Origin of the sequence: Paraburkholderia sp. SECH4 (assembly GCF_030511745.1) — a bacterium.
Lineage (GTDB): Bacteria > Pseudomonadota > Gammaproteobacteria > Burkholderiales > Burkholderiaceae > Paraburkholderia > Paraburkholderia madseniana.
In genome coordinates this window covers 38,066-59,610 of record NZ_JALOCP010000009.1, presented here as the reverse complement: position 1 = coordinate 59,610, position 21,545 = coordinate 38,066, and the positions used below count along the sequence as shown (strand labels likewise).

Annotated in this window: 19 protein-coding genes; 7 read left to right on the top strand and 12 right to left on the bottom strand. The window is 61.1% G+C overall.

Annotated features, from left to right (window positions below):
* Window positions 1-13 precede the first annotated feature (13 nt).
* Complete coding sequence (gene gudD / locus M0D67_RS14915) at window positions 14-1,363, top strand: glucarate dehydratase (protein WP_266239013.1); 1,350 nt, start codon at window positions 14-16, stop codon at window positions 1,361-1,363.
* 61 nt (window positions 1,364-1,424) lie between these two features.
* Entirely contained in the window at window positions 1,425-2,342 is a 918-nt protein-coding gene (kdgD, locus tag M0D67_RS14910; RefSeq protein ID WP_266239012.1) for a 5-dehydro-4-deoxyglucarate dehydratase, read from the top strand.
* 57 nt (window positions 2,343-2,399) lie between these two features.
* Here kdgD and M0D67_RS14905 read toward each other — a convergent pair whose 3' ends face one another.
* Complete coding sequence (locus tag M0D67_RS14905) at window positions 2,400-3,908, bottom strand: MFS transporter (protein ID WP_266239140.1); 1,509 nt, start codon at window positions 3,906-3,908, stop codon at window positions 2,400-2,402.
* Window positions 3,909-4,337: 429 nt separating this feature from the next.
* Between M0D67_RS14905 and M0D67_RS14900 the strand changes: the two genes are divergently transcribed.
* Both M0D67_RS14900 and M0D67_RS14895 read left to right on the top strand, forming a co-directional pair.
* Window positions 4,338-5,132 (top strand): ABC transporter substrate-binding protein, encoded by a 795-nt coding sequence (locus M0D67_RS14900; protein WP_266239011.1) that lies wholly within the window; start codon window positions 4,338-4,340, stop codon window positions 5,130-5,132.
* Window positions 5,129-7,927 carry an EAL domain-containing protein gene (locus M0D67_RS14895; protein WP_266239010.1) on the top strand — a complete coding sequence of 933 codons (2,799 nt, stop codon included), beginning with the start codon at window positions 5,129-5,131 and terminating at the stop codon, window positions 7,925-7,927. Before M0D67_RS14900 ends, M0D67_RS14895 begins: the two co-directional genes overlap by 4 nt.
* A gap of 13 nt (window positions 7,928-7,940) precedes the next feature.
* Here M0D67_RS14895 and M0D67_RS14890 read toward each other — a convergent pair whose 3' ends face one another.
* The 4 genes from M0D67_RS14890 to M0D67_RS14875 form a co-directional block, all read right to left on the bottom strand.
* Window positions 7,941-8,249 carry a ferredoxin family protein gene (locus M0D67_RS14890; protein ID WP_266239009.1) on the bottom strand — a complete coding sequence of 103 codons (309 nt, stop codon included), beginning with the start codon at window positions 8,247-8,249 and terminating at the stop codon, window positions 7,941-7,943.
* Window positions 8,246-8,560 carry a hypothetical protein gene (locus M0D67_RS14885; protein WP_154559209.1) on the bottom strand — a complete coding sequence of 105 codons (315 nt, stop codon included), beginning with the start codon at window positions 8,558-8,560 and terminating at the stop codon, window positions 8,246-8,248. Before M0D67_RS14885 ends, M0D67_RS14890 begins: the two co-directional genes overlap by 4 nt.
* Before the next feature lie 12 nt (window positions 8,561-8,572).
* Entirely contained in the window at window positions 8,573-9,148 is a 576-nt protein-coding gene (locus M0D67_RS14880) for an RNA polymerase sigma factor (RefSeq protein ID WP_266239008.1), read from the bottom strand.
* 124 nt (window positions 9,149-9,272) lie between these two features.
* A complete protein-coding gene (locus M0D67_RS14875) occupies window positions 9,273-10,505 on the bottom strand; it encodes an FAD-binding oxidoreductase (protein ID WP_171925991.1) in 1,233 nt (410 codons plus the stop codon).
* Between the two features lie 184 nt (window positions 10,506-10,689).
* On the opposite strand from M0D67_RS14875, the gene M0D67_RS14870 reads away from it, so the two are divergent.
* Complete coding sequence (locus tag M0D67_RS14870; protein WP_154559206.1) at window positions 10,690-11,463, top strand: MBL fold metallo-hydrolase; 774 nt, start codon at window positions 10,690-10,692, stop codon at window positions 11,461-11,463.
* Between the two features lie 90 nt (window positions 11,464-11,553).
* Here the strand turns inward: M0D67_RS14870 and M0D67_RS14865 are convergent, their stop codons facing one another.
* Window positions 11,554-11,868 (bottom strand): helicase, encoded by a 315-nt coding sequence (locus M0D67_RS14865; protein WP_266239007.1) that lies wholly within the window; start codon window positions 11,866-11,868, stop codon window positions 11,554-11,556.
* 233 nt (window positions 11,869-12,101) lie between these two features.
* Here M0D67_RS14865 and M0D67_RS14860 point away from each other — a divergent pair, with 233 nt between their 5' ends.
* Together M0D67_RS14860 and M0D67_RS14855 are read left to right on the top strand one after the other, a co-directional pair.
* Entirely contained in the window at window positions 12,102-13,244 is a 1,143-nt protein-coding gene (locus M0D67_RS14860) for a sigma-54-dependent Fis family transcriptional regulator (RefSeq protein ID WP_154559204.1), read from the top strand.
* A gap of 81 nt (window positions 13,245-13,325) precedes the next feature.
* Window positions 13,326-15,128, top strand: a complete 1,803-nt coding sequence (locus tag M0D67_RS14855) for an NAD(P)/FAD-dependent oxidoreductase (protein WP_154559203.1) — start codon at window positions 13,326-13,328, stop codon at window positions 15,126-15,128.
* Window positions 15,129-15,295: 167 nt separating this feature from the next.
* Here the strand turns inward: M0D67_RS14855 and M0D67_RS14850 are convergent, their stop codons facing one another.
* The 6 genes from M0D67_RS14850 to M0D67_RS14825 form a co-directional block, all read right to left on the bottom strand.
* Window positions 15,296-16,753: an MFS transporter gene (locus tag M0D67_RS14850; RefSeq protein ID WP_171925931.1), complete on the bottom strand. Its 1,458-nt coding sequence runs from the start codon at window positions 16,751-16,753 to the stop codon at window positions 15,296-15,298.
* Window positions 16,754-16,785: 32 nt separating this feature from the next.
* The gene (locus M0D67_RS14845) at window positions 16,786-17,733 is read right to left on the bottom strand and encodes a D-2-hydroxyacid dehydrogenase (protein ID WP_266239004.1); all 948 of its coding nucleotides are present in this window, start codon (window positions 17,731-17,733) and stop codon (window positions 16,786-16,788) included.
* Between the two features lie 102 nt (window positions 17,734-17,835).
* The gene (locus M0D67_RS14840) at window positions 17,836-18,222 is read right to left on the bottom strand and encodes a VOC family protein (RefSeq protein WP_154559200.1); all 387 of its coding nucleotides are present in this window, start codon (window positions 18,220-18,222) and stop codon (window positions 17,836-17,838) included.
* Between the two features lie 10 nt (window positions 18,223-18,232).
* Complete coding sequence (locus tag M0D67_RS14835; protein WP_154559199.1) at window positions 18,233-19,189, bottom strand: hydroxymethylglutaryl-CoA lyase; 957 nt, start codon at window positions 19,187-19,189, stop codon at window positions 18,233-18,235.
* 13 nt (window positions 19,190-19,202) lie between these two features.
* Window positions 19,203-20,393, bottom strand: coding sequence for a CaiB/BaiF CoA-transferase family protein (locus M0D67_RS14830; protein ID WP_266239003.1), 1,191 nt, complete (start codon window positions 20,391-20,393; stop codon window positions 19,203-19,205).
* 112 nt (window positions 20,394-20,505) lie between these two features.
* Window positions 20,506-21,420 (bottom strand): LysR family transcriptional regulator, encoded by a 915-nt coding sequence (locus M0D67_RS14825; RefSeq protein WP_266239002.1) that lies wholly within the window; start codon window positions 21,418-21,420, stop codon window positions 20,506-20,508.
* Window positions 21,421-21,545 lie beyond the last annotated feature (125 nt).

Here is a 21,545-nt window from a genome sequence, read left to right as displayed (position 1 = left end):
CTGGTCCCCAATCATGTCCACGAACTCATCCCAATCGAACGCCACGCCGATCGTGACCGAGCTGCGCGTCGTGCCCGTCGCCGGCCGTGACAGCATGCTGATGAATCTGAGCGGCGCGCATGGCCCGTTCTTCACGCGCAATATCGTCATTCTGCGCGACAGCGCCGGGCATACTGGAGTCGGCGAAGTGCCGGGCGGCGAGAGTATCCGCAAGACGATCGACGACGCGCGTCCGCTGGTTGTCGGTCAGTCGATCGGCAATCTCCAGGCTATCCTGAACAAGGCGCGTACGCAGTTCGCCGACCGCGACGCCGGCGGGCGCGGCCTGCAGACTTTCGATCTGCGCACCACCATTCACGCGGTGACCGCACTCGAAGCCGCGCTGCTCGATCTGCTCGGGCAGCATCTGGGCGTCCCTGTTGCGGCACTGCTCGGCGAAGGCCAGCAACGCGACGAAGTGGAAATGCTCGGTTATCTGTTCTATATCGGCGACCGCAAGAAAACCGATCTGCCTTACGACAGTGGCACGGAAGGGCGCGACGACTGGGAGCGCGTTCGCACCGAAGAGGCCATGACCCCCGAGGCGGTGGTGCGGCTTGCCGAGGCAGCGCAAGCGCGCTATGGCTTCAACGATTTCAAGCTCAAGGGCGGCGTGCTGCCGGGCGACGCCGAAATCGAAGCGGTGACGGCGCTCGCAGAACGCTTCCCCAATGCCCGCGTCACGCTCGACCCGAATGGCGCATGGTCGCTCGCCGAAGCGGTGCGCCTGTGCCGCGACCAACACGACGTGCTGGCTTACGCGGAAGATCCGTGCGGCGCGGAAAACGGCTACTCGGGCCGCGAGGTGATGGCCGAATTCCGTCGCGCGACCGGTTTGCCGACGGCGACCAACATGATCGCGACCGACTGGCGCCAGATGGGTCACGCGATCCAGTTGCAGTCCGTGGATATTCCGCTTGCCGATCCGCACTTCTGGACCATGCAAGGCTCGGTGCGCGTGGCGCAGATGTGCAACGAGTGGGGGTTGACCTGGGGCTCACATTCGAACAATCACTTCGACATTTCGCTCGCGATGTTCACGCATGTCGCGGCAGCGGCGCCCGGCAAGATCACGGCGATCGACACGCACTGGATCTGGCAGGACGGTCAGCGCCTGACGCGCGAGCCGCTGCAGATCGTCGGCGGCAAGGTCAAGGTGCCTCAGGCCGCCGGCCTCGGTGTCGAGCTGGATATGGACGAGATCGAGAAGGCGCACGCGCTGTATCTGCAGCATGGCCTCGGCGCACGCGACGACGGCGTGGCTATGCAGTACCTGATTCCGAACTGGAAGTTCGATAACAAGCGCCCGTGTCTGGTGCGCTGAGTTTCCTCATGATCTGAGCGGCGCTCCGTGCGGCCGCCCGCTTTTACCGACTATTCACGTTATGACCTCACCCCAAGAACTCAAAGCTATCGTTTCCGAAGGCCTGCTGTCCTTTCCGGTGACCGACTTCGACGAACAAGGCGATTTCCGCGCCGATACCTATGCCGAGCGCCTCGAATGGCTCGCGCCCTATGGCGCGACCGCGCTGTTTGCCGCCGGCGGCACGGGCGAATTTTTCTCGCTGACCAAAAGCGATTACACGAACGTGATTCGCACGGCGACCGAGACCTGCCGGGGCAAGGTACCGATTCTTGCCGGCGCGGGTGGCCCGACGCGCGTGGCGATCGACTACGCGCAGGAAGCCGAACGTCTCGGCGCAAGCGGCGTGCTGTTGATGCCGCACTATCTGACCGAGGCGTCGCAGGAAGGGATTGCCGCGCACGTCGAGCAGGTCTGCAAGGCGGTGAAGAACATCGGCGTGATCGTTTATAACCGCGCGAATTCGAAGCTGAATGCGGACATGCTCGAGCGTCTCGCGGACAGTTGCCCGAACCTGATCGGCTTCAAGGACGGCGTGGGTGAGATCGAGGCGATGGTGACGATTCGCCGCCGTCTTGGCGACCGTTTCTCGTATCTCGGCGGCCTGCCGACCGCGGAAATCTACGCCGCGGCTTATAAGGCGATGGGCGTGCCGGTGTATTCGTCGGCTGTGTTCAACTTCATTCCGAAGACGGCGATGGATTTCTATCGCGCGATTGCTGCGGATGATCACGCAACTGTCGGCAAGCTGATCGACGAATTTTTCCTGCCGTATCTGGCGATCCGCAACCGCCGTCAGGGTTATGCAGTGAGTATCGTGAAGGCCGGCGCGAAACTCGTTGGCCACAGCGCCGGTCCGGTGCGCGCACCGCTGACCGATCTGACCGAAGAAGAAATGGCGCAACTCGACGCGCTGATCAAGAAGCTCGGCGCGCAGTAAGTGGCGCAATAAGTGGCGCAATAAGCGGCGCAGGTAGTGGCGGAGGTTTCGCCGCCCTCAACTCCGGCGAAACACAACGTGCGAGATGCGCTGCACGAGCAAGGCGGCCGCAAGTGCCGCCACTGCCGTCAGCCACACGCCGATATGAATCGACTGCACCAGTGCATCGCGTGCCGTGTCGATCAACGCCAGCGTATTGAGTCCCGACGTCTTCATATCCGCAATCAGTTTCAGGCGCACCGCTTCATCGATCAGGATACGTAGATCGACAAAACGCGGCCGCCATTGCGATGCGGCCGGCTCGCCGAGCACGCTCATCGTGCGTGTGACCACGTTGCGGTAGTGGTGCTGCACCACAGTTGCCACAATACTGGTGCCCAGCATCCCACCCACCATCCGCGTGGACTGCAGCAGTGCCGTCGTGATGCCGAAGCGTTCACGCCCGGCAATCTCCTGGCCGAACACATTCAGATTGTTCAGGATGAAACCCAGGCCGATGCCGACGGCCGCCATCGGCAATTCGATCCACACGTGCGGTGTCTCCGGATTGGCAAACGCCAATGCGATCGCTGCAAACAGCAGCAGCGCAAAACCGATCGACAGAATCCGCGTGGGCTTCTTCATGTGAATGACGATGCGCGTATTCAGCAGACTGCCGAGCGCGATGCAGGCGGCAATCGGTGTCGCGAGCAGGCCGGCCTGTTGCGGCGACAGTCCAAAGCCGCCTTGCAACAGCAGCGGCGCGAAGAAGATCAGCGAGAACATCACGAAGCCGGACAGGAAGCCGAGGATGAACAGCGTGACGAGTTGCGCGTCCTTGAACAGGTCGAGCGGAATGATGGGATGCGTGGCGCGCTTCTCGCACACCAGCAAGGCGATGGCGCCCACGATCACGAAAGCCGCCAGCGCCAGGTTGCCGGCCGTCAGACCGTCTTTCGGCACGGCTTCGATGAAAGCCTGCAGGCCGCCCAACACGATGGCGACCAGCGCCGCGCCAAGCCAGTCGATCTTGACCTCGCCCTCGTGCGGCCGCTGGAAGTTGGGCAGATGCGCCCAGATGAAATAGAGCGCCGCGGCGCCGACCGGCAGGTTGATCAGGAAGGTGGAGCGCCAGCCCCAGTGCTCGCTCATCCAGCCACCCAGCGACGGACCCGCCGCGGTGCCGATTCCGTAGGCGGCCGCCATCACCACCTGCCAGCGCACTCGTGCGCGCGGATCGGGGAAAAGATCCGGGATCGACGCGAACGCCGTGCCTACCATCATTCCGCCGCCGACCCCTTGCAGACCACGCGCGATGACGAGGAACAGCATGTCGTTCGCCACGCCGCAGAGCACCGACGCCACCGTGAACGTGATGACCGCGGCGATCACGAAACGCTTGCGGCCGAAATAGTCGCCGAGACGGCCGAACACGGGGACCGTCACCACCGACGCCAACAGGTACGCGCTGGCAATCCACGCGTAGTACTCGAAGCCATGTAGTTCGGCGACAATCGAGGGCAACGCGGTGCTGACGACGGTCTGGTCGAGTGCGACCAGCATGTTGACGAGGCCGATGCCGAGCATCGCGAGCAGGGCGTTTCGGAAAGGCAGGGCAGTCTCAGTCGGATTCACGGGGCTGGGAAAGAAGGGCTTGTCAGGGTAGGCGCTGCGCGGCAGGGCGCGGCCAGGGTCTTGACCACTATTGTGTCTTATAGTTGTCTGACCTCTCGCCCGGCGATTATACGGGTTTCCCCTTACATAAAACTATTCTCAACGGCAAGAAGTCGCCAGGAGGCCTTCAAGAACGACAGCACGGTGCCGACAATGCGTATGGAAGTTTTGCGAAGGAAAATCTTGCGCGCTCGCGGCACATCGGCGACGCATTGAAGCGGTAAAACATCCCGGAATATGTGATAAAAGTCAGGTCTTTAGAAAAAAGCCTGACTGGACATGCCGTCGGATTGTGATCACGGATAAGAACTTAACTGGGCGTTGTTACGCTACGGAGGCGTTGTGATTCGAAACTGGCTTGGCGGGGTGTTGTTTGCAGTGTGTTTCGTCAGCCATGCGTTCGCAGGCGGGCCGGATTGTTCCCGGCCGTTTACGCTTGCATTGCACGACCATGGGCTGCTCTATTCGCTCGACACCGATACCGGTATCGACAAAGACTTCGCCGATGAGTTGATCCGGCGTAGCGGTTGCCAGATCAAGGTCAGTCTGATGTCACGCGCACGTATCTGGAAACTGATCGAGTCGGGCGCACTCGACTTCAGTCTTTCTGGAATCGCGAATGACGAACGCAATCAATATGCTTCGTTTGCGTGGTACTTCAGTAATAAATACTATCTGCTCGTGCGCAAGGACGCCGGTATCCATAACGTCGCGGACTTCGAAAACAATAAACGCGCCCAGCTCGGCGTGATCCGCAGTTTCCGCTACAGCACCTCGGCCAACGAACTGGTCGACAGACTGACGTCGGAAAACCGGGTAAGCCTCGCGGGCGGGCTCGAACCGCTTTACCAGGCGCTTATTCTTCGACAGATTCAGGGCATGATTATCGAGCCCTTCGATTACCCCGCGCTGGACGAGAAAAAGATCCGCGACGTGACGACGATCGTTGAGTTCAACGATCCTTCGGTGCCGCACGGTCTGATCATGTCGAAGAAAGCACTCCCGGCCGCCGAGCGGGAGAAGTGGCGAGCGCTGGTAGATGAAATGCGTGCTGATGGAACGGTGCGCCGTATTTTCGAAAAGTACTTCAGGCCGGAGCTGGCCGAGTCCATGGTCAACTTCAAGGCGTCGCCGTGATCCGGCTGCGCTCTGTCCTGCTGCCATTGCTGGTGTTATCCGCGTCGCTTGGCGTGACGTGGACAGTGTGGGATCACGAACGGCAGGCGACTCGCAAAGAGCTTCGCACCCAGTTTGATTACACCGTGAGTGACGTAGTAAGCCGCGTCGAACAGCGGATGGCGACCTACGAGCTGATGTTGCGAGGCGTGCAGAGCCTGTTTGCCGCGAACGGAATGATCGATCGCGACAGGTTCCGGCGCTATGTGAGCGCGCTCAATCTTGACGCGAACTTTTCCGGGGTCCACGCCGTGGGTGTGGTCGAATGGGTGCCCGCGGCGCGTAAGGCGGCCCACATAGCGGACATGCGCGAGAGCGGCGTTCCAGACTACACGATTTATCCCGACGGGCTGCGCGAGGACTATGCCCCGGTCGTTCAGCGCGAGCCCTTTGTTGGCCTTGCACGCAGCTCGCCCGGTTTTGACGCCTGGGGCGAGCCGGTGCGGCGCTCGGCGTTGGAGAAAGCCCGCGACTCTGGCCTCGCGGTTCTCTCGGGAAAGGTGCGCCTTTCGGTCGACATGGATGCGGACCCCCGGCCCGGCTTCATCCTGTATCTTCCGATCTACGCTTCCGGCAAAACGCAGGACAACGTCGCGCAGCGTCGGGCGAACATTGTCGGCTGGGTCTACGCATCGTTCCGTATGCACGATGTGATGGCCAGTCTCTACGGCGAACAGCCCCGTGGCGTCTCGTTGGCGATTTACGATGGCGTGGAGCCGTTGGAGGCAGCGCTGCTGCATCGCACTTCAGAAGCAAACAACCGGCATGCGCCCGCGCTCATCTCCGCAAACGAATATCTGGTTGTGGACGGACACGACTGGATGCTGTCGATGAGCGCCTCCGACGAGTTTCGATCCCGGTTAGGGCGTAATGCGGAGGTGCTAATTGCCGGAACCGGCACGGGGTTGAGTCTGCTGCTGGCGCTTCTGACCTGGCTCATGATGACAGGGCGGGAGCGTGCCATGCGCCTCGCTTCGGCGATGACGCGGGAGTTGCGCGAGAACGAAGAGAAATTTCGCGCCATTGCCGACTGCACGGTGAACCTGGAAATCTGGTGGGGACCGGACGGCACACCGCGCTGGATCAATCCCTCGGTTGAGTACTACACGGGCTACACGGTTGCCGAATGCATGGCAATGCCTGATTTCGCCCGCACGCTCATCCATCCGGAGGACATCCCGCGCGTTGCGCCGGAATTCAAAAAGGGGCTTCAGGGTTCGCGCGGCGACGATCTCGAGTTTCGTTGCGTGCGCAAGGATGGATCGCTCCTCTGGCTGTCGGTCTCCTGGGTGCCGATCAGCAATCAGAGGGGTGACTTCGTTGGTTTTCGGACCAGCGGCCGCGACATCACGGAGCGCAAGAAGTCGGAGGAGAAAATCCGGGAACTTGCCTTCTATGACACGCTGACGCGTCTGCCCAATCGCGCGCTTCTTCTGGATCGGCTGAGACAGTCAATGGTAACCAGCCGGCAGAACAGGGTTTGCGGCGCCCTCATGTTCATCGATCTTGACCACTTCAAAACGCTGAACGATACGCTTGGGCACGACAAGGGCGACCTGCTCCTGCGACAGGTCGCGTATCGCCTGTCGAGCAGCGTCAATGAGGGAGACACGGTTGCCCGGGTCGGTGGCGACGAGTTCGTTGTAGTGTTGGGCAATCTGAATCTGGACGAGGCCGAGGCGACCATGGAAACCGTCGCGGTGGGAGAAAAAATTCTCGCCGTGTTGGGGAACGCCTACGAGCTCAACGGTGTTCGGTTCCGAAGCACCGCCAGCATAGGGGTCACCGTATTCAATGGGGACCAGACGTCCACCGACGAGCTTTTCAAGCAGGCCGATCTCGCCATGTATAAATCGAAGGAGCGCGGCCGCAATGCCATGTGCTTCTTCGACCCCGCGATGCAGACGGCGGTGCTGAAGCGAGCCGAGCTGGAGGTGGGGCTGCGCAACGCCATCGAGGAGAACCGGTTTGTTCTTCACTATCAGGCGCAGGTCGTTGACGGCAATCACATAACCGGTGCGGAAGCGCTGGTGCGTTGGGAGCATCCTGAGCGCGGCCTGATACCGCCAGGCGAGTTTATCCCGCTCGCGGAGGAGTCCGGGCTGATTCTCGAGATGGGGCGAACGGTATTGGTGTCCGCATGCACCCAGTTGGCCGTATGGGCGACGCGGCCATCGATGGCGCATCTGTCGATGGCCGTGAACGTCAGCGCCCGGCAATTTCGCGAGCCGGACTTCGTAGACACTGTGCTCGACGTCATCAACCGGACTGGGGCGAGGGCGGACAGGTTGAAGCTCGAGCTGACCGAGAGTGTTCTCGTTGAGAACGTGCAGGACATTATCGAAAAGATGACCGCCCTTCGCGCTCGAGGCGTGACCTTTTCGCTGGATGACTTCGGGACTGGCTACTCTTCGCTGTCTTACCTGAAACGATTGCCCTTGGACCAGTTAAAGATTGACCGGTCGTTCGTGCGCGACATCCTGGTCGACTCCAACGACGCTGACATCGCGAGAACGATCGTGGCGCTGGCCCGAAGTTTTAACCTGGGTGTCATCGCCGAGGGCGTCGAAACTGAAGCGCAACGAGATTTCCTGGCAGTTGCAGGATGCCACGCCTATCAAGGGTTTCTCTTTTGCAAGCCGCTGCCGATTCAGGGTTTCGAGCAGTTTGTGAACCTGTTCAGCTCCCGCAGCCGGAGGGAAGTTCGGTCGACGGGGAGTGACGGGAGAAACGTCGGGTCGGGTACGGTAACCTGATCAATCGGTATGGTTATGGCCCCCCGATCCTGGCTAACGTAATGGCACGTTCGGGGCATGCGGTCACGCACAAGCCGCATGCCCGACACGCATCGGCGTTTGGCGTGTACGCGACTTTCATTCCGTGCATGCGCAGCTTGAATTTGTGCAGCGCGCCCAATTGCTGATAGTCGGCCTTATCGATCCGGCGGATGTCGAAAACGTTCTCCGGACAGACTACCGCGCAATCGCCCTTGCCTTCGCACCGTTTCAGATTGACCACGGGAGCAATCACGCCGGCGGCCTGTTTGCATGCGGATGTGGATGTCGAAGCGGTGCTCATGCGCGATCCTCCGGGCGCTTGCCGTCAACGGACGACAGGTTCTTCTGAAAATTTTCGCGCTCCTCGGGCGTCATCCGTTCCCAGCGGCGCCAATGCCGGCGTCCGTGGCAACCGCCGCGTCCTCGAAATCCGCCAAACAGAATCCGGCTTAGAATCAGCAGGCCCATCGCGTGCGGAAAATCGATCGCACGGCCGCCGATGAATAGCGCCGGGATCACCCAATTCCATAGCGCCATCACCATCCATCCCAGCACGGCGATGCCCACCAGAACCAGCAGTGCCTTGCCGAAGCATCTCAGTTTGAAACTCATCTATCTGCTCCTTTAGATATCCAGTTCGTCATACACGGCTTGCAAGCGAACGCGCAGATGCAGGACCGCGTAACGCTTGCGTGCCAATAGCGTGTTCACGCCGACACCGCTCTCGGAGGCGAGCTCCTTGAAGCTGCGCCCCTCCAGTTCATGAGCGACGAACACATCGCGCTGATCCGCCGGCAATTCGTTGAGCGCGTCTTGCAGGGCTTCCAGCAGCACCGACCTTGCATAGAGGGCTTCCGGGCCGGCGTCCGTTGCCGGGAGGGCGAGATCCAGTCGATACTCGACGTCATCGGGGGCGTCGACCATGTCGGCCAGCGGTTGCTCCCGGCGCTTGCGAAAGCGGTCGATGATGCGGTTGCGCGCCACGCGGAACAGCCACGCGCTAACCTGTTCGATCGGCGCAGGGAGACGGTAGGCTTGCACGAACTCGTGAAAGACATCCTGCAAGATGTCTTCAGCGTCGCCCTGATCGTGCACGCGACGCCGGATGAAATTCCCGAGCTTCGTACGCTCACGCAACACAGTTGCAGTGATGTCGGTATCTCGTTCGATCATCGATTTCGGGGTGCGCGGCGGTTCCATACGTCTGTAGACGGTTCACGATCAGGAATATTGTGGGCGCCGCGAAAAATGGCGTTACTACGCCGGTGGCAGGGGTGTTTGGTCCGAAGACGGTGATATCGGCCGTTCGCTGCGCGGCCAGATTCTAGAACCGCTCCACCCTGAACGGCTGGGTGTCCACGAGCGTCTCCTCGTGGGTCATCATCTCGGCGATCAGCCGGCCCGTAACCGGGCCTAGCGTCAGCCCGTGGTGCGCGTGACCAAACGCGAACCACAAGTCTTTGTGACGTGTCGCGGGCCCGATAATCGGCATCATGTCGGGCGTGCAGGGGCGCCGTCCCATCCAGGGTTCTTCGTCGAGACGCTTGCCCAATGGAAACAGCGTACGCGCAATCGGCTCGACCGCGGCGAGCTGCGTGGGCGTTTTGGGCGCATCGCAGTGCGCGATCTCCGCTCCCGTGGTCAAGCGGATGCCTTTTGCCATGGGAGCCAGCACGTAGCCCTTCTCGACGTCCAGAACCGGATGATTCAGGCGAGCCCCTGCCTCGGGTGCGTAGTGCATGTGGTACCCGCGTTTGACGGCGAGCGGCAAGCGATACCCGAGCCGCGAACTCAGGCGATCCGACCACGGCCCCAATGCGACTACCGCTGATGAAGCCGTGATCGTTCCCGCTTGCGTATCGACCGCCCAACCCTCGCGAAACGAGTCCGCATCGCCGATGAAAATCCGTCCCCCCAGCGCTTCGAAATACTTCGCGTAGGCGGTAACGAGTGCGTTGGGATCGCTCACGGAATCGGATGCCGAGTAGCGCAAGCCGCCCGTCAGCGCTTTGTCGAGATCGGGCTCCTTCTGTTGCAGGCGGCCCGCATCCAGCGATTCGAACTCGACGCCATATTCCCGATGCCACCGTTCAGCGACCCGGGTTTCCGCGTCCCATGCTTTTTCGGTGCGAAACACCTTGATCCAGCCGGTGGGGCGTAATAACGCGCTCGCGCCGGCCTCGGCCGCCAGCGCGCGGTGCTCGTCCACGCAATGCTCGATCAGCGTCGCGTACGACTTCGCGATGGCGGCGTGTTTGGCCGGGTGAGAATTGCGCCAGTATTGCCAAAGAAATGGTGCGGTCTTGAGTATGGCGTCGGCATGGTAGCGAACGTCCGGCGACTGGTTGCGCGCGTACCGAAGCAGGGTGCCGAGGTCGCGTGGAAAGGCATAGGGGTACACGCCTTCGCGCTGGATCAGCCCGGCGTTGCCGAACGACGTTTCGTTGCCGGGCTGCTTGCGGTCGACCAGGGCGACGCTGCGGCCGCGTTTCTGGAGATGCACGGCAACGCTCACGCCGACAATGCCTGCGCCGAGCACAACGGTATCGAATTTTATTGTGGTCATGAATTTACCTGTTGCGGGTTACGCCAGCCGCGCCGTTGCAGCGAATTCTACATGGCCGGACTCATTGAAAAGGAAGGGCAGAGCGACGTGGGACGGAGGCATTTATGCCACCAACTGCCGCCCGTTGATGCAGAGTGTGTCAGAGTAACGACTCTCACTCGTGGAGCGACCTCGCATGACTCGATTACCAATTGCCGACCGATGGTTCGAACTCAAACGCATCAGCGACGACATCACGCTGCTTTGGGAACCTCATGTCGTCCCGCTGATGCGTTGCAATATCTGGCATGTGCGTGGCCGTGACCGGGATCTGATGATCGACACGGGGATGGGTATCGCCAGTCTGCAGGATGCCGCGAAGCACCTGCTGCAGAAGGACGTCACCGCCGTTGCGACGCATACGCACTCGGATCATATCGGCGGACATCATGAGTTTGAACACACGCTGGTTCACGAGCTGGAGGCAGACAACCTGCGTGCGCCGCGCGAGCGCGGCACCCTTCTGGCATCGGTATTGGGCGACGCAGCCATTCGCCGGTATCGCGAAGCAGGCTATCCGTTCGACGGCGATCTGATCACGGCCCTTCCCAGCGCCGATTACTCGATGTCCGACTATTGCGTGCGGGCCGCAACGGTCACGGAGATCGTCAAGGAAGGGAACATCGTCGATCTCGGCAACCGGCATTTTGAGGTCCTGCATCTGCCCGGCCACTCACCGGGCAGCATTGGCCTATGGGAAGCGGCATCCGGCACGCTGTTCTCGGGCGATGCGATTTACGACGGCCCGCTGCTGGATGAGATAGGTGGCGCGGATATTCCGACCTATGTGCGCACTATGAAGCGGCTGCGCGAATTGCCCGTGCAAGTGGTTCACGCCGGGCACGACGGGAGCTTCGGGCGAGAACGGCTGATTGAGTTGGTCGACGCCTATCTGGCTAAACGCACCTGATCACTGGCCGGCTCGACAAACTGGCGCGTGACCTGCCGGACTTCGCGCGCCAGCAAACGGTTGGCGCACGGTCCAACTCGACAGCCCGTCTTACGCGTCTTTCAGCCAGGGCATTTCCACCGGTGACACCACCAGATGCCGGGACTCCCGTTTCAGTTCGAAGATGAACCCGACCAGGATCATGGAGTCGGCATACGGGATCGGGAATACGTGAGGATTTTCCGCGGTGCGCAGCGGGTGGGCGGGCGTGTTCGCCGTCGTCGCGGCGTTCTCGCGGACGCTTTCCAGTTCGTCGGCCATTGCCTGACCACTTACTTTCAGGACACGGCTACGCAGGTCGCTGAACGGTTCGATGCGCGCCCCGTCTTCGTTGTATTCGGGCACTTCATAGATGAACCAGGACATGTGCGTCTCCAAGGAAAAGGGCAAGTATTCTAGCAGTGGGCGTAACGCATCCCCGTTTTCCTCACTCTGGAAATCGGGTTACGCTCAGTCCCCACAACGACAAACAGACTGAGACAAAAGTCTCATCCGGAATGATGGTGCACTGCAATGTGCTGTTCCGGAACCCGCATGTTAAAAGTCATCCTAAGCGTGCCACTGAATGACGATGCGCGCCGAGCCGACCGGAGACATTCATGCCCTATGTTCCGCAAGTGAGACACATCGATCGGATCCGCAGGTTGATCGAAGGCCGAATGCCTGATCGCGGCGGCGATGCTACGCGGCTGACTTCGTCGTATTGGCGCTCGCTCGAGCAATATCATCTCGATCCTGACCTGACAAAGGGGCCGCGGATTCTGACCGTGCCCGAACTGCGCGACGTACAGCATCGGGAAGAATCGGTTTTACGGGCGTCGGGAGAATGCCTTTCGCGTCTGCATGAGACGGTTCGCGAAGCGGACTACTGCGTGATGCTCACCGATGCGCAGGGCGTGACGATCGATTATCGCGTTGACCGGGATCGTCGCCACGATTTCAAACGAGCGGGATTGTATTTGGGCTCCTGCTGGTCCGAGCAGGAAGAGGGAACTTGCGGCGTCGCGACGGTGCTGCTCGATTCCCAACCGATCACGGTTCATAAGACCGATCACTTTCGGGCCGCCTTTACCACGTTGACCTGCAGTGCCTCGCCCATCTTCGGGCTGGAAGGCGAACTGATCGGCGTGCTGGATGCATCGGCGATTCGCTCGCCCGACGAACGCGAAAGCCAGCGTCTGATCAACCACATCGTGCGTCATAGCGCAGTGTTGATCGAGGACAGCTTCTTTCTCAACGCGACCACGCATTACTGGGTTTTGCTGGCGCACCGCAATCGTCACTACGTGGAGGCCCAGCCGGAAATTCTGATCGCATTCGATGCGCACGGAAACGCAATTGCGGCAAATCGCCGGGCAAAAGAGTGCGTGCCGGGCCTCGATCGGCTGCCGCGACCTGTCTCCGAGCTCTTCGATGTCCGCGCCGAGCGTCTTCTGGATGTCAGACCAGGCCGCGACATGGTCACGATCAAATTCGCGGGCAACGGCTCGCCGCTCTATGCCCGCGTTCGTCCGCCCGTCATTCGCGCACAACGGCAAGCTGCGCCGAAGCCCCGCAATCCCGCGCCTCAGGCGCAACCCACACTCACCGATATCGACGCCCTTGAGCGTAATCGCATCGTCGCCGCCCTGACGGATGCGAAATGGCATCCGGACGAGACAGCCAAAGCCTTGGGCATGTCGCGCGCGACGCTTTACAGACGGATCGCGAAGTTCGGCATTGTCCCGCCTCACCGGCGCTAGCGGTCCACGCTTATCCAGCGGGCAAAGAACCCGCGTATTACTTCGACGTTTCACCAATCCGTATCGAATGGAGGAGCAACCATGCCTGAAAATAACGCAAGCAAGATTATCGGAAATGTTCTGGAATCCCTGGAGTCAGCGCTTAAACGCGGTGATACCGCTGCGGCCGTCGCGTTGTTTCAGCCTGAGTGCTATTGGCGCGATCTGGTTGCGTTCACCTGGAATATCAAAACCATGGAGGGCCGCGACCAGATCGGCGCCATGCTCGATGCGCAACTCGGCGCCATCAAGCCGACCAGGCTGCGGATCGCCGAAAATGAAGTGCCGACCGAAGCCGGCGGTGTAGCCCAGGCCTGGATCACCTTCGAAACGGAAGTTGCCCGCGGCAGCGGTTTTATCCGCGTGAAGGATGGCCTGATCTGGACTTTGCTGACCACCATGGGCGAGCTGAAAGGCCATGAGGAACCCAAAGGCAACCGTCGTCCGATGGGTGCGGAACACGGCGCACGCATGGACCGAACGAGCTGGAAGGAGCGTCGGGAAGCCGAAGCGCAGGCGCTGGGTCGAGCGGAGCAGCCCTACTGTTTGATCGTGGGTGGCGGGCAGGGTGGAATTGGACTGGGCGCGCGTCTGCGGCAACTGGGTGTGCCGACGATCATCGTCGATAAGAATCCCCGTCCTGGCGACCAGTGGCGTAACCGCTACAAGTCACTGTGTCTGCATGATCCGGTGTGGTACGACCATATGCCTTATTTGCCGTTCCCGGATAACTGGCCGGTTTTCACACCCAAGGACAAGATCGGCGACTGGCTCGAGATGTACACCAAGGTCATGGAATTGAACTATTGGGGATCGACTATTTGCAAGTCCGCGCGCTATGACGAAGCGAAGGCGGAATGGGTGGTCGAGGTCGAGCACGACGGCGAGACGCTGACCTTGCGGCCGAAGCAGCTTGTGCTTGCCACGGGCATGTCGGGTAAGCCGAATATTCCCTCGTTCAAAGGCATGGATGTGTTCAAGGGCGAGCAGCATCATTCGTCGAAACACCCGGGACCCGATGCGTACAAGGGCAAGAAAGTGGTCGTGATCGGCGCCAATAATTCGGCGCATGATATTTGCGCGGCGTTGTGGGAAGCGGGCGTCGACGTCACGATGGTTCAGCGGTCGTCCACGCATATCGTGAAGTCAGATTCGCTGATGGAACTTGCTCTTGGTGATCTCTATTCCGAGCGCGCGGTGGCGTCTGGCATGACGACGTCGAAAGCCGATCTGACGTTTGCGTCGATCCCGTACAAGATCCTGCACACGTTTCAAAAACCCGTGTGCGATGCGATCAGGGAGCGCGATGCCGAGTTCTACGCGCGACTGGAAAAGCGCGGTTTCATGCTCGACTTCGGGGATGACGACTCGGGGCTCTTCATGAAGTATCTTCGGCGCGGGTCGGGTTACTACATTGATGTTGGCGCCGCCGACCTTGTGGCGGATGGCAAGATCAAGTTGAAGAGTGGTGTAGATGTGGTCGAACTTAAAGAGCACTCTGTTTTGCTAAGCGACGGCACTGAGCTGGAGGCGGATCTCGTCGTCTATGCAACCGGTTACGGATCGATGAACGGCTGGGCCGCCGATCTCATCTCGCGTGAAGTGGCGGATAAAGTGGGCAAGGTGTGGGGGCTGGGTTCGAATACGACGAAAGATCCGGGGCCGTGGGAAGGCGAGCAACGCAACATGTGGAAGCCCACGCAGCAGCCTGCCTTGTGGTTTCATGGCGGCAACCTGCATCAGTCGCGCCACTACTCGCAGTATTTATCTCTGCAATTGAAGGCGCGCATGGAGGGAATTGCGACGCCGGTTTATGGCCTGCAGGAAGTGCATCACCTTTCCTGACGTTGGTGTGTCGTTGATGCGCGCGCTCCTTACGGCCCAGTGTTAAGACGGCCGGATGGGGGAGCGACGCGCATCGACGCAATACGGTTGCCACTGACGTTGATCAGCGCGTCGCCTTCAGAGATGAAGCAGTACGGGCCGGGCACGTGCGAAACACGACAAGCGGCTCAACCTGGATTGATTTCGTCCTGGCTGCGTCGTGTAGTGCGAGGGCCGAAGATCCGCAGCGTGGCAGCCACGACTAGCAGCGCCGCCGCGATGATGCCGAACATGGCGCCTGCTCCTTGCTGGTTCAATACAGGGAGCAAGATGAAAGGCAGCATGCCGCTCACGATGCGGGACAACGAGTAAGTACTGCCGATGGCGGTTGAGCGCACGCTGGCTGGAAAGATCTCAGATTGGTAGACGTGGTACGCATTGCTGAACACGTTCGACGCACATGTTGTCAACACACCAAAGAGAACAATCAGCGCCGAGGTGTTGGAATAGGCAAAACCCAGGCCAAAAACTGCAATGGACAAAATGGCGCCAATAACCAGGGTACGGCGTTCAATCCAGTTGAGCAGCGGAATCGAAAGCAACGATCCGACTGGGTAGCCGAGAAACGACAAGGCGATAAAGAGCGTTCCGTCCGTCACGTCAAAGCCACGGCTTTTCACCACGGTGCTGGCGAGTGTGCCGAAACCGTAGTAACCAAATCCCTGAAGCAGATGGAAGATGGTCAACATCAGGTAGCGCTTGTTATAGGGAGGGCGGCGCAGCAAGGCAATGCGCTCGCCCAAGGTCATTGGATTCCGCTTGACGGTCGTTTCAGGTGAGATGACCGACACTGTCACGCCGGCACTGGCGGCAAAGCGCCGAAGCATGGCATGGGCCTCCTCGACGCGGCCCTGCGCGAGTAGCCAACGCGGGCTTTCGGGCAACTTATGCTGCACAAGCAGAACCAGCACAGCGCCCAGGCTGCCAATAACCAGAATAACGCGCCAGCCGGCCACGGCGCCAAAGTGAAGAGGATTGAGCCAAAGCGCCAGAAATCCAACCAATGGCACGGCGATATATGAGGTGGTGTACGCCCATGCAGCCATTCGCCCACGACGTTCCTTGGGCAGAATCTCGGACAAAAAACTATCGGCAACGGGATAGATCGCACCTACGCCAATGCCGGTGAGGAAGCGGCAGATCACCAGCATCTCGGCGTTGACCGAGAATGCCCCGATCAGCGAAAAGCCGCTGTACCAGATCAGGTTGAATAGGAAGGCCTTGCGCCGGCCGATTCGGTCGGCCATGCTGCCTAGAAAAAATGCACCGAAGAACATGCCGATAAACGCCGAAGCGAGCAGCAGCTTGAAGTCCGTGCTGTGTCTGTCGATACCGTATTCCCCCTGCAACGCCGCGCCGATCGAGCTGACAAGGAAAATTTCGAACATGTCGAAGAACAAGCCTATGCCGATCACCCACACCACAAATCGATGCAGCGAGCCCGCAGGCATGTTATCCATCCAGCCACCCAGGGTGGTGGCTTTGGCATGAAGGGCGGGTGTATCGTCGGCTTTGTCCGGTTCGGATGAAGCAATGCGCGAATGGGCGGCCGCACTGCCGCCCACGTCCAGATTCCTGGTGTTCATGTTTGTCTCCGTTTCTTTGCTTTCGGGTCGGCTTATGCGCCGTTCACCACGTTGATCGGCGCGCCCGCATGGAACGCAGCGAGGTTTGCTTCGATGCCGGCATTGAGCCGGTTCGCGGCATGCGTCGCCGCCCAACTGATGTGCGGGGTGACGATAAGGTTGGGATGCGCACAGGTGAGCAGGGGCTCATGCGGATCGGGCGGTTCCTGCGGGAGTACGTCGAGCGCGGCGCCGCCGAGGTGGCCGCTCATGAGGGCTTCGACCAGCGCCGTCGAATCGACAAGACCTCCGCGGGCGCTGTTCACGAGCAGCGCGCCGCGTTTCATGGCGCGAAGCGTGGGCGCGTCGATGAGGTTGCGTGTTGTCTCCGTAAGCGGGCAGTGGAGCGAGAAAACGTCGACGGACCGGACCACGTCGTCGAATGGTGTGAAGCCTTCGCGAACGGTTTGTCGTCCGCGATGCTCCGCGAACATCACGTTCATGCCAACCGCGCGGGCCAGCCGTGCGAGCGCATTCCCGATCGCGCCGCGCCCGACAATGCCGAGCGTCGAACCGGCGATATCGAGAATCGGCGCATCGTGCACGCAGAAATGCGGCGACGCCGGCCAGGCGATGCGAGCGGCTTCACGATAAGCGAACAGGTTGCGCCGCAATGCGAAGATCGACGCGAGCGCCCACTCGGAGACGCTCTGTGCCGAATAGCCCGGCACATTGGACACGATCACGCCGGACTCGCGGCAGGCGTCGATATCGATGCAATCGAAGCCCGTCGCGGCGACGCAGATAAAGCGCAGTTTCGGCAGACGTTGCAGATCGGCCGCGCGGATGGGCACTTTGTTCGTGATAGCAATGGCGGCATCTTCGAGCGCATGGACCACGTCGGCGGCGCGCGTGGCCGGACGAACGGACCATTCGCTCGCCCAGGCCGGCGCGGTGAGCGGCGTGGGCAACGTGCCGCTGTCGAGCAGGACGATGTTCATTGAACCCCCGCCTTGGGCAGCGTGGGCCGCAAAGCCACGCTGTTCAGTTCGCTGAACGGCAAGTGAAAGTCGGCGGATCGTGGATAGCAGGGTGTCATTCCATCACGCCATCAGTTCGGAGATCTCGATCAGATTCAGATCGGGATCTCGCACATACACCGAGCGAATCTTCTGCGTAGCGCCGGTGCGCGCAACCGGACCTTCGACTATCGGCCATTTGCAGCGGGCCAGATGCGCAATCACATCGTCGAGCGGCACGGTGGCGATGAAGCACAGGTCGAGCGCGCCCGGTACGGGAACATGGGCCTTCGGTTCGAATTCGGCACCACGCACGTGGACGTTGATCTTCTGATTGCCGAAGCGAAATGCAATCCGTCCTTCGCCAAACGTCTCGAGTTGCATCTGCATGACCTCGGTGTAGAACCGCTTCGTTACAGCGAAGTCGACGCAGGTGAGTACGAGGTGATCGAGGTGGTCGATGAGTGCCATGTCCTTTTCCTTATGAAAATGCGCGTTGTTCCGGCAGGCCGTCAGCCGCGATGCAAGGCATCGAGTGCAGGTCCAGGCGCCGTCCGGCCTTGAGCAACTGGCTCGGCACGTCGTGGCCGATCAATCCGGGAAGCAGGGCGGAGGCGGACAGCACGGCGGCGAGATCCACGCCGGTGTCGTAGCCGTCGAGCTCGAGCATGTGCACGAGTTCCTCAGTGCAGACGTTGCCCGTCGCACCTGGCGCGTAGGGGCATCCGCCGAGTCCGCCGAGCGACGCGTCGAAGCGATCGATGCCGGCATCCAGCGCGGCGAGCGTATTGGCGAGCGCCATGCCGCGCGTGTTATGAAAATGCAGCGTGAGTTCGAGCGCGGCGAAGCGCTCGCGCGCGGCGGCGCACAGTTCGCCAACCTGCGACGGGTAAGCCATGCCGGTGGTGTCGCACAACGTCACGCCATGCACACCGAGGTCGGCGAAGCGCTGCATCCACTCCAGCACTTCTGCTGGGTCGATATCGCCTTCCATGGGGCAGCCCATCGCCGTGGACAGCGACACGTTGATCGCCACCTTCGTTTGCCTGACCACGCCGATCACGTCGCGCAACTGGGCGAACGATTGCTCGCGGCTCATGCGCAAGTTCGCGCGGTTGTGACTCTCGCTGACCGACATCACGAGATTGACTTCATCGACACCGCACGACAGCGCGCGCTCTGCGCCGCGCAGATTCGGAACGAGCACGGTATAGACGACGCCTTCACGTCGCGCGATCCGTTGCATCACAGCTTCGGCGTCACGCAAGGCGGGGATCGCTTTTGGCGAGGTGAACGAGGTCACTTCGATCTTGGCGTAACCACACGCGCTCAGACGATCGATCAGTTCGATCTTGGCGTCGGTGTCGACGAAGCGGGCCTCGTTCTGGAAGCCATCACGGGTGGCGACCTCCTGGATATACAGACGCTTGCTGCTCATTCGGTGCTCCTGTTCAGATGATGCCGCGTGCGCGCCAGGCGTCGCGGGTCGTGCTGTCGATGCCGAGGTTTTCCAGCACCTCGTCGGTGTGCTGGCCGAGCGTGGGCGCGGGAGTGTTCACCGTGCCCGGCGTCGCGCTCAGCTTCGGGACGATGCCTGGCAGTTGCACGGGCGTGCCATCGGGGAGCTGGGCGTCGAGAATCATGTCGCGTGCGTGGTAATGCGGGTCGCTCGCAATGTCGGCGACGTCGTAGATTTTTCCGGCGGGAATGCGGGCTTCATTGAGCGCAGCCAGCACGTCGTTGAGCGTGCGGTGTAGGGTCCAGTCGGCGATCGCGGCGTCCAGCCGCTCGACGTTCTTTACGCGGCCATCGTTTTGAGCGAGTGCGGGATCGTCGGCCAGATCCTGGCGGCCGATCAGTTCCATCAGACGCCGGAAGATGCTGTCGCCATTGCCTGCAATCAGCGCATATTTGCCGTCGCTGCAGCGATACGCATTCGACGGCGCGATCCCGGGCAAGCTGCTGCCCGCCGGTTGACGCACGGCGCCGAACGCCGAGTATTCGGGCAGCAGGCTTTCCATCATGTTGAAGACCGACTCGTAGAGCGCGACGTCGATCATCTGACCCGCACCGCCGTTCTGATCGCGATGGCGCAGCGCGAGCAGGATGCCGATTACGCCGTGCAAAGCCGAGAGAGAATCGCCGATGGAAATGCCCACGCGCACGGGTGTGCGGCCGGTTTCGCCGCTCAGATGCCGCAAGCCGCCCATCGCTTCACCGATGACGCCGAAACCCGGACGGTCGCGGTAGGGACCGGTCTGTCCATAGCCGGACACGCGCAGCATCACGAGACCAGGATTTAAGGCATGCAGTTCTTCCCAGCCGAGGCCCCATTTTTCGAGCGTGCCGGGACGAAAGTTTTCGATCAACACGTCGCTTTGCGCGACCAGTTGGCGAACCACGTCCTGACCTTCGGGCGAGCGAAGATCGAGCGTGACGGATTCCTTGTTGCGCGATTGCGCCGCCCACCAGACAGACGTGCCTTCATGCAGCAGGCGCCATTTGCGCAGCGGGTCGCCCGAGCCGGGTGGTTCGATCTTGATGACGTGCGCGCCGAACTCGGCGAGCATTTTTCCAGCGAAGGGACCGGCGATGAGCTGGCCCATTTCAAGCACGCGAACGCCTTCTAGCGGCTTCGTCATGGTTGTCTCCTTGCAAACGTCGTTCTCTTGACGCTCACTTTGCGACAACCCGCGCGTGCTGAAAATCAATGGATTCTCAACGACCCTTTCCCATCTGGAAAGGGTCGTGGGATTAACTGTCTGTGCCGTCCGTTCGGCCGGACATGAAGTCGAGGAGACGCAATGCTTCGGGCGACAGTGTTTCGCGCGACAGCGTGCCGATCCACAAGGTGCGATGCGCCCACGCGTCGGTGAGTTTCACGGCGCGCAGGCCCGTCGCGAGAATTTCGGTGCGTACGGCGCCCTCGGGCAATACGCCGATGCCGAGCCCGTGCTCGATCATCCGGCAGATGCCGTCGAAGCTGTGCACCTGGATGCGTAGCTTGAGGGCCCGGTCTGCGCTGAATGCTGCATCGAGCAGCCGCGCGAGCAGTGAACTGCCTTCGTTCAGGCCGACGTACTCGAAGTCGAGCGTATCGGCGAAGGCGACTTCTTCGAGGGACGCGAGGGGATGGCCGTTCGGCACCAGCAGCACGAGCTTGTCCTGACGATAGGCGGCCTTCTCGATACCTGGCGCCAGCACGTTGTCCGCAAAGATGCCGATGTCGGCGGCGCCACTGCGGATCGCCGCGACGATTTCGTCGCTCAAGCGCTCCTCGAGCGATATCTTCACGCTGGGGTTGTCGGACAGAAAAGCCTGCACGTCGTGAGGCAGGAACTGGATGACCGATGACGTGTTGGCCCAGACTCGCACGTGGCCGCGCACGCCGGCGGCGTAGTCGCTCATCTCGTTGGCCATGCGGTTCACGCGGTCGGCGACTTGCCGGGCATGCGCGAGCAGACCCTTGCCGGCGGCAGTCAGCTCGATGCCGCGCGGCTGCCGCAGCATGAGCGTGCAATCGATGCTGCGCTCCAGGTCGGCCATGCGCTTGCTGACCGCTGACAACGTCATGCAGGTGCGCTCAGCCGCCTTTGTCAGGCTGCCGAGTTCTGCTACGACGATGAAAAGGCGCAGCGATTGCAGGTCGTAATGTGAGGAGCTGGTCATGGGTGTGTGGCGTTTAGCGCGCTGGAAGTCGACGGAAAGTGAAGCGGCCCACGCATCATAGTAGGCTTGCCTCACGGCGACATCCTCTTTCGCCACACGCCGCTCCCGTTCGCCGGCCTTGACGG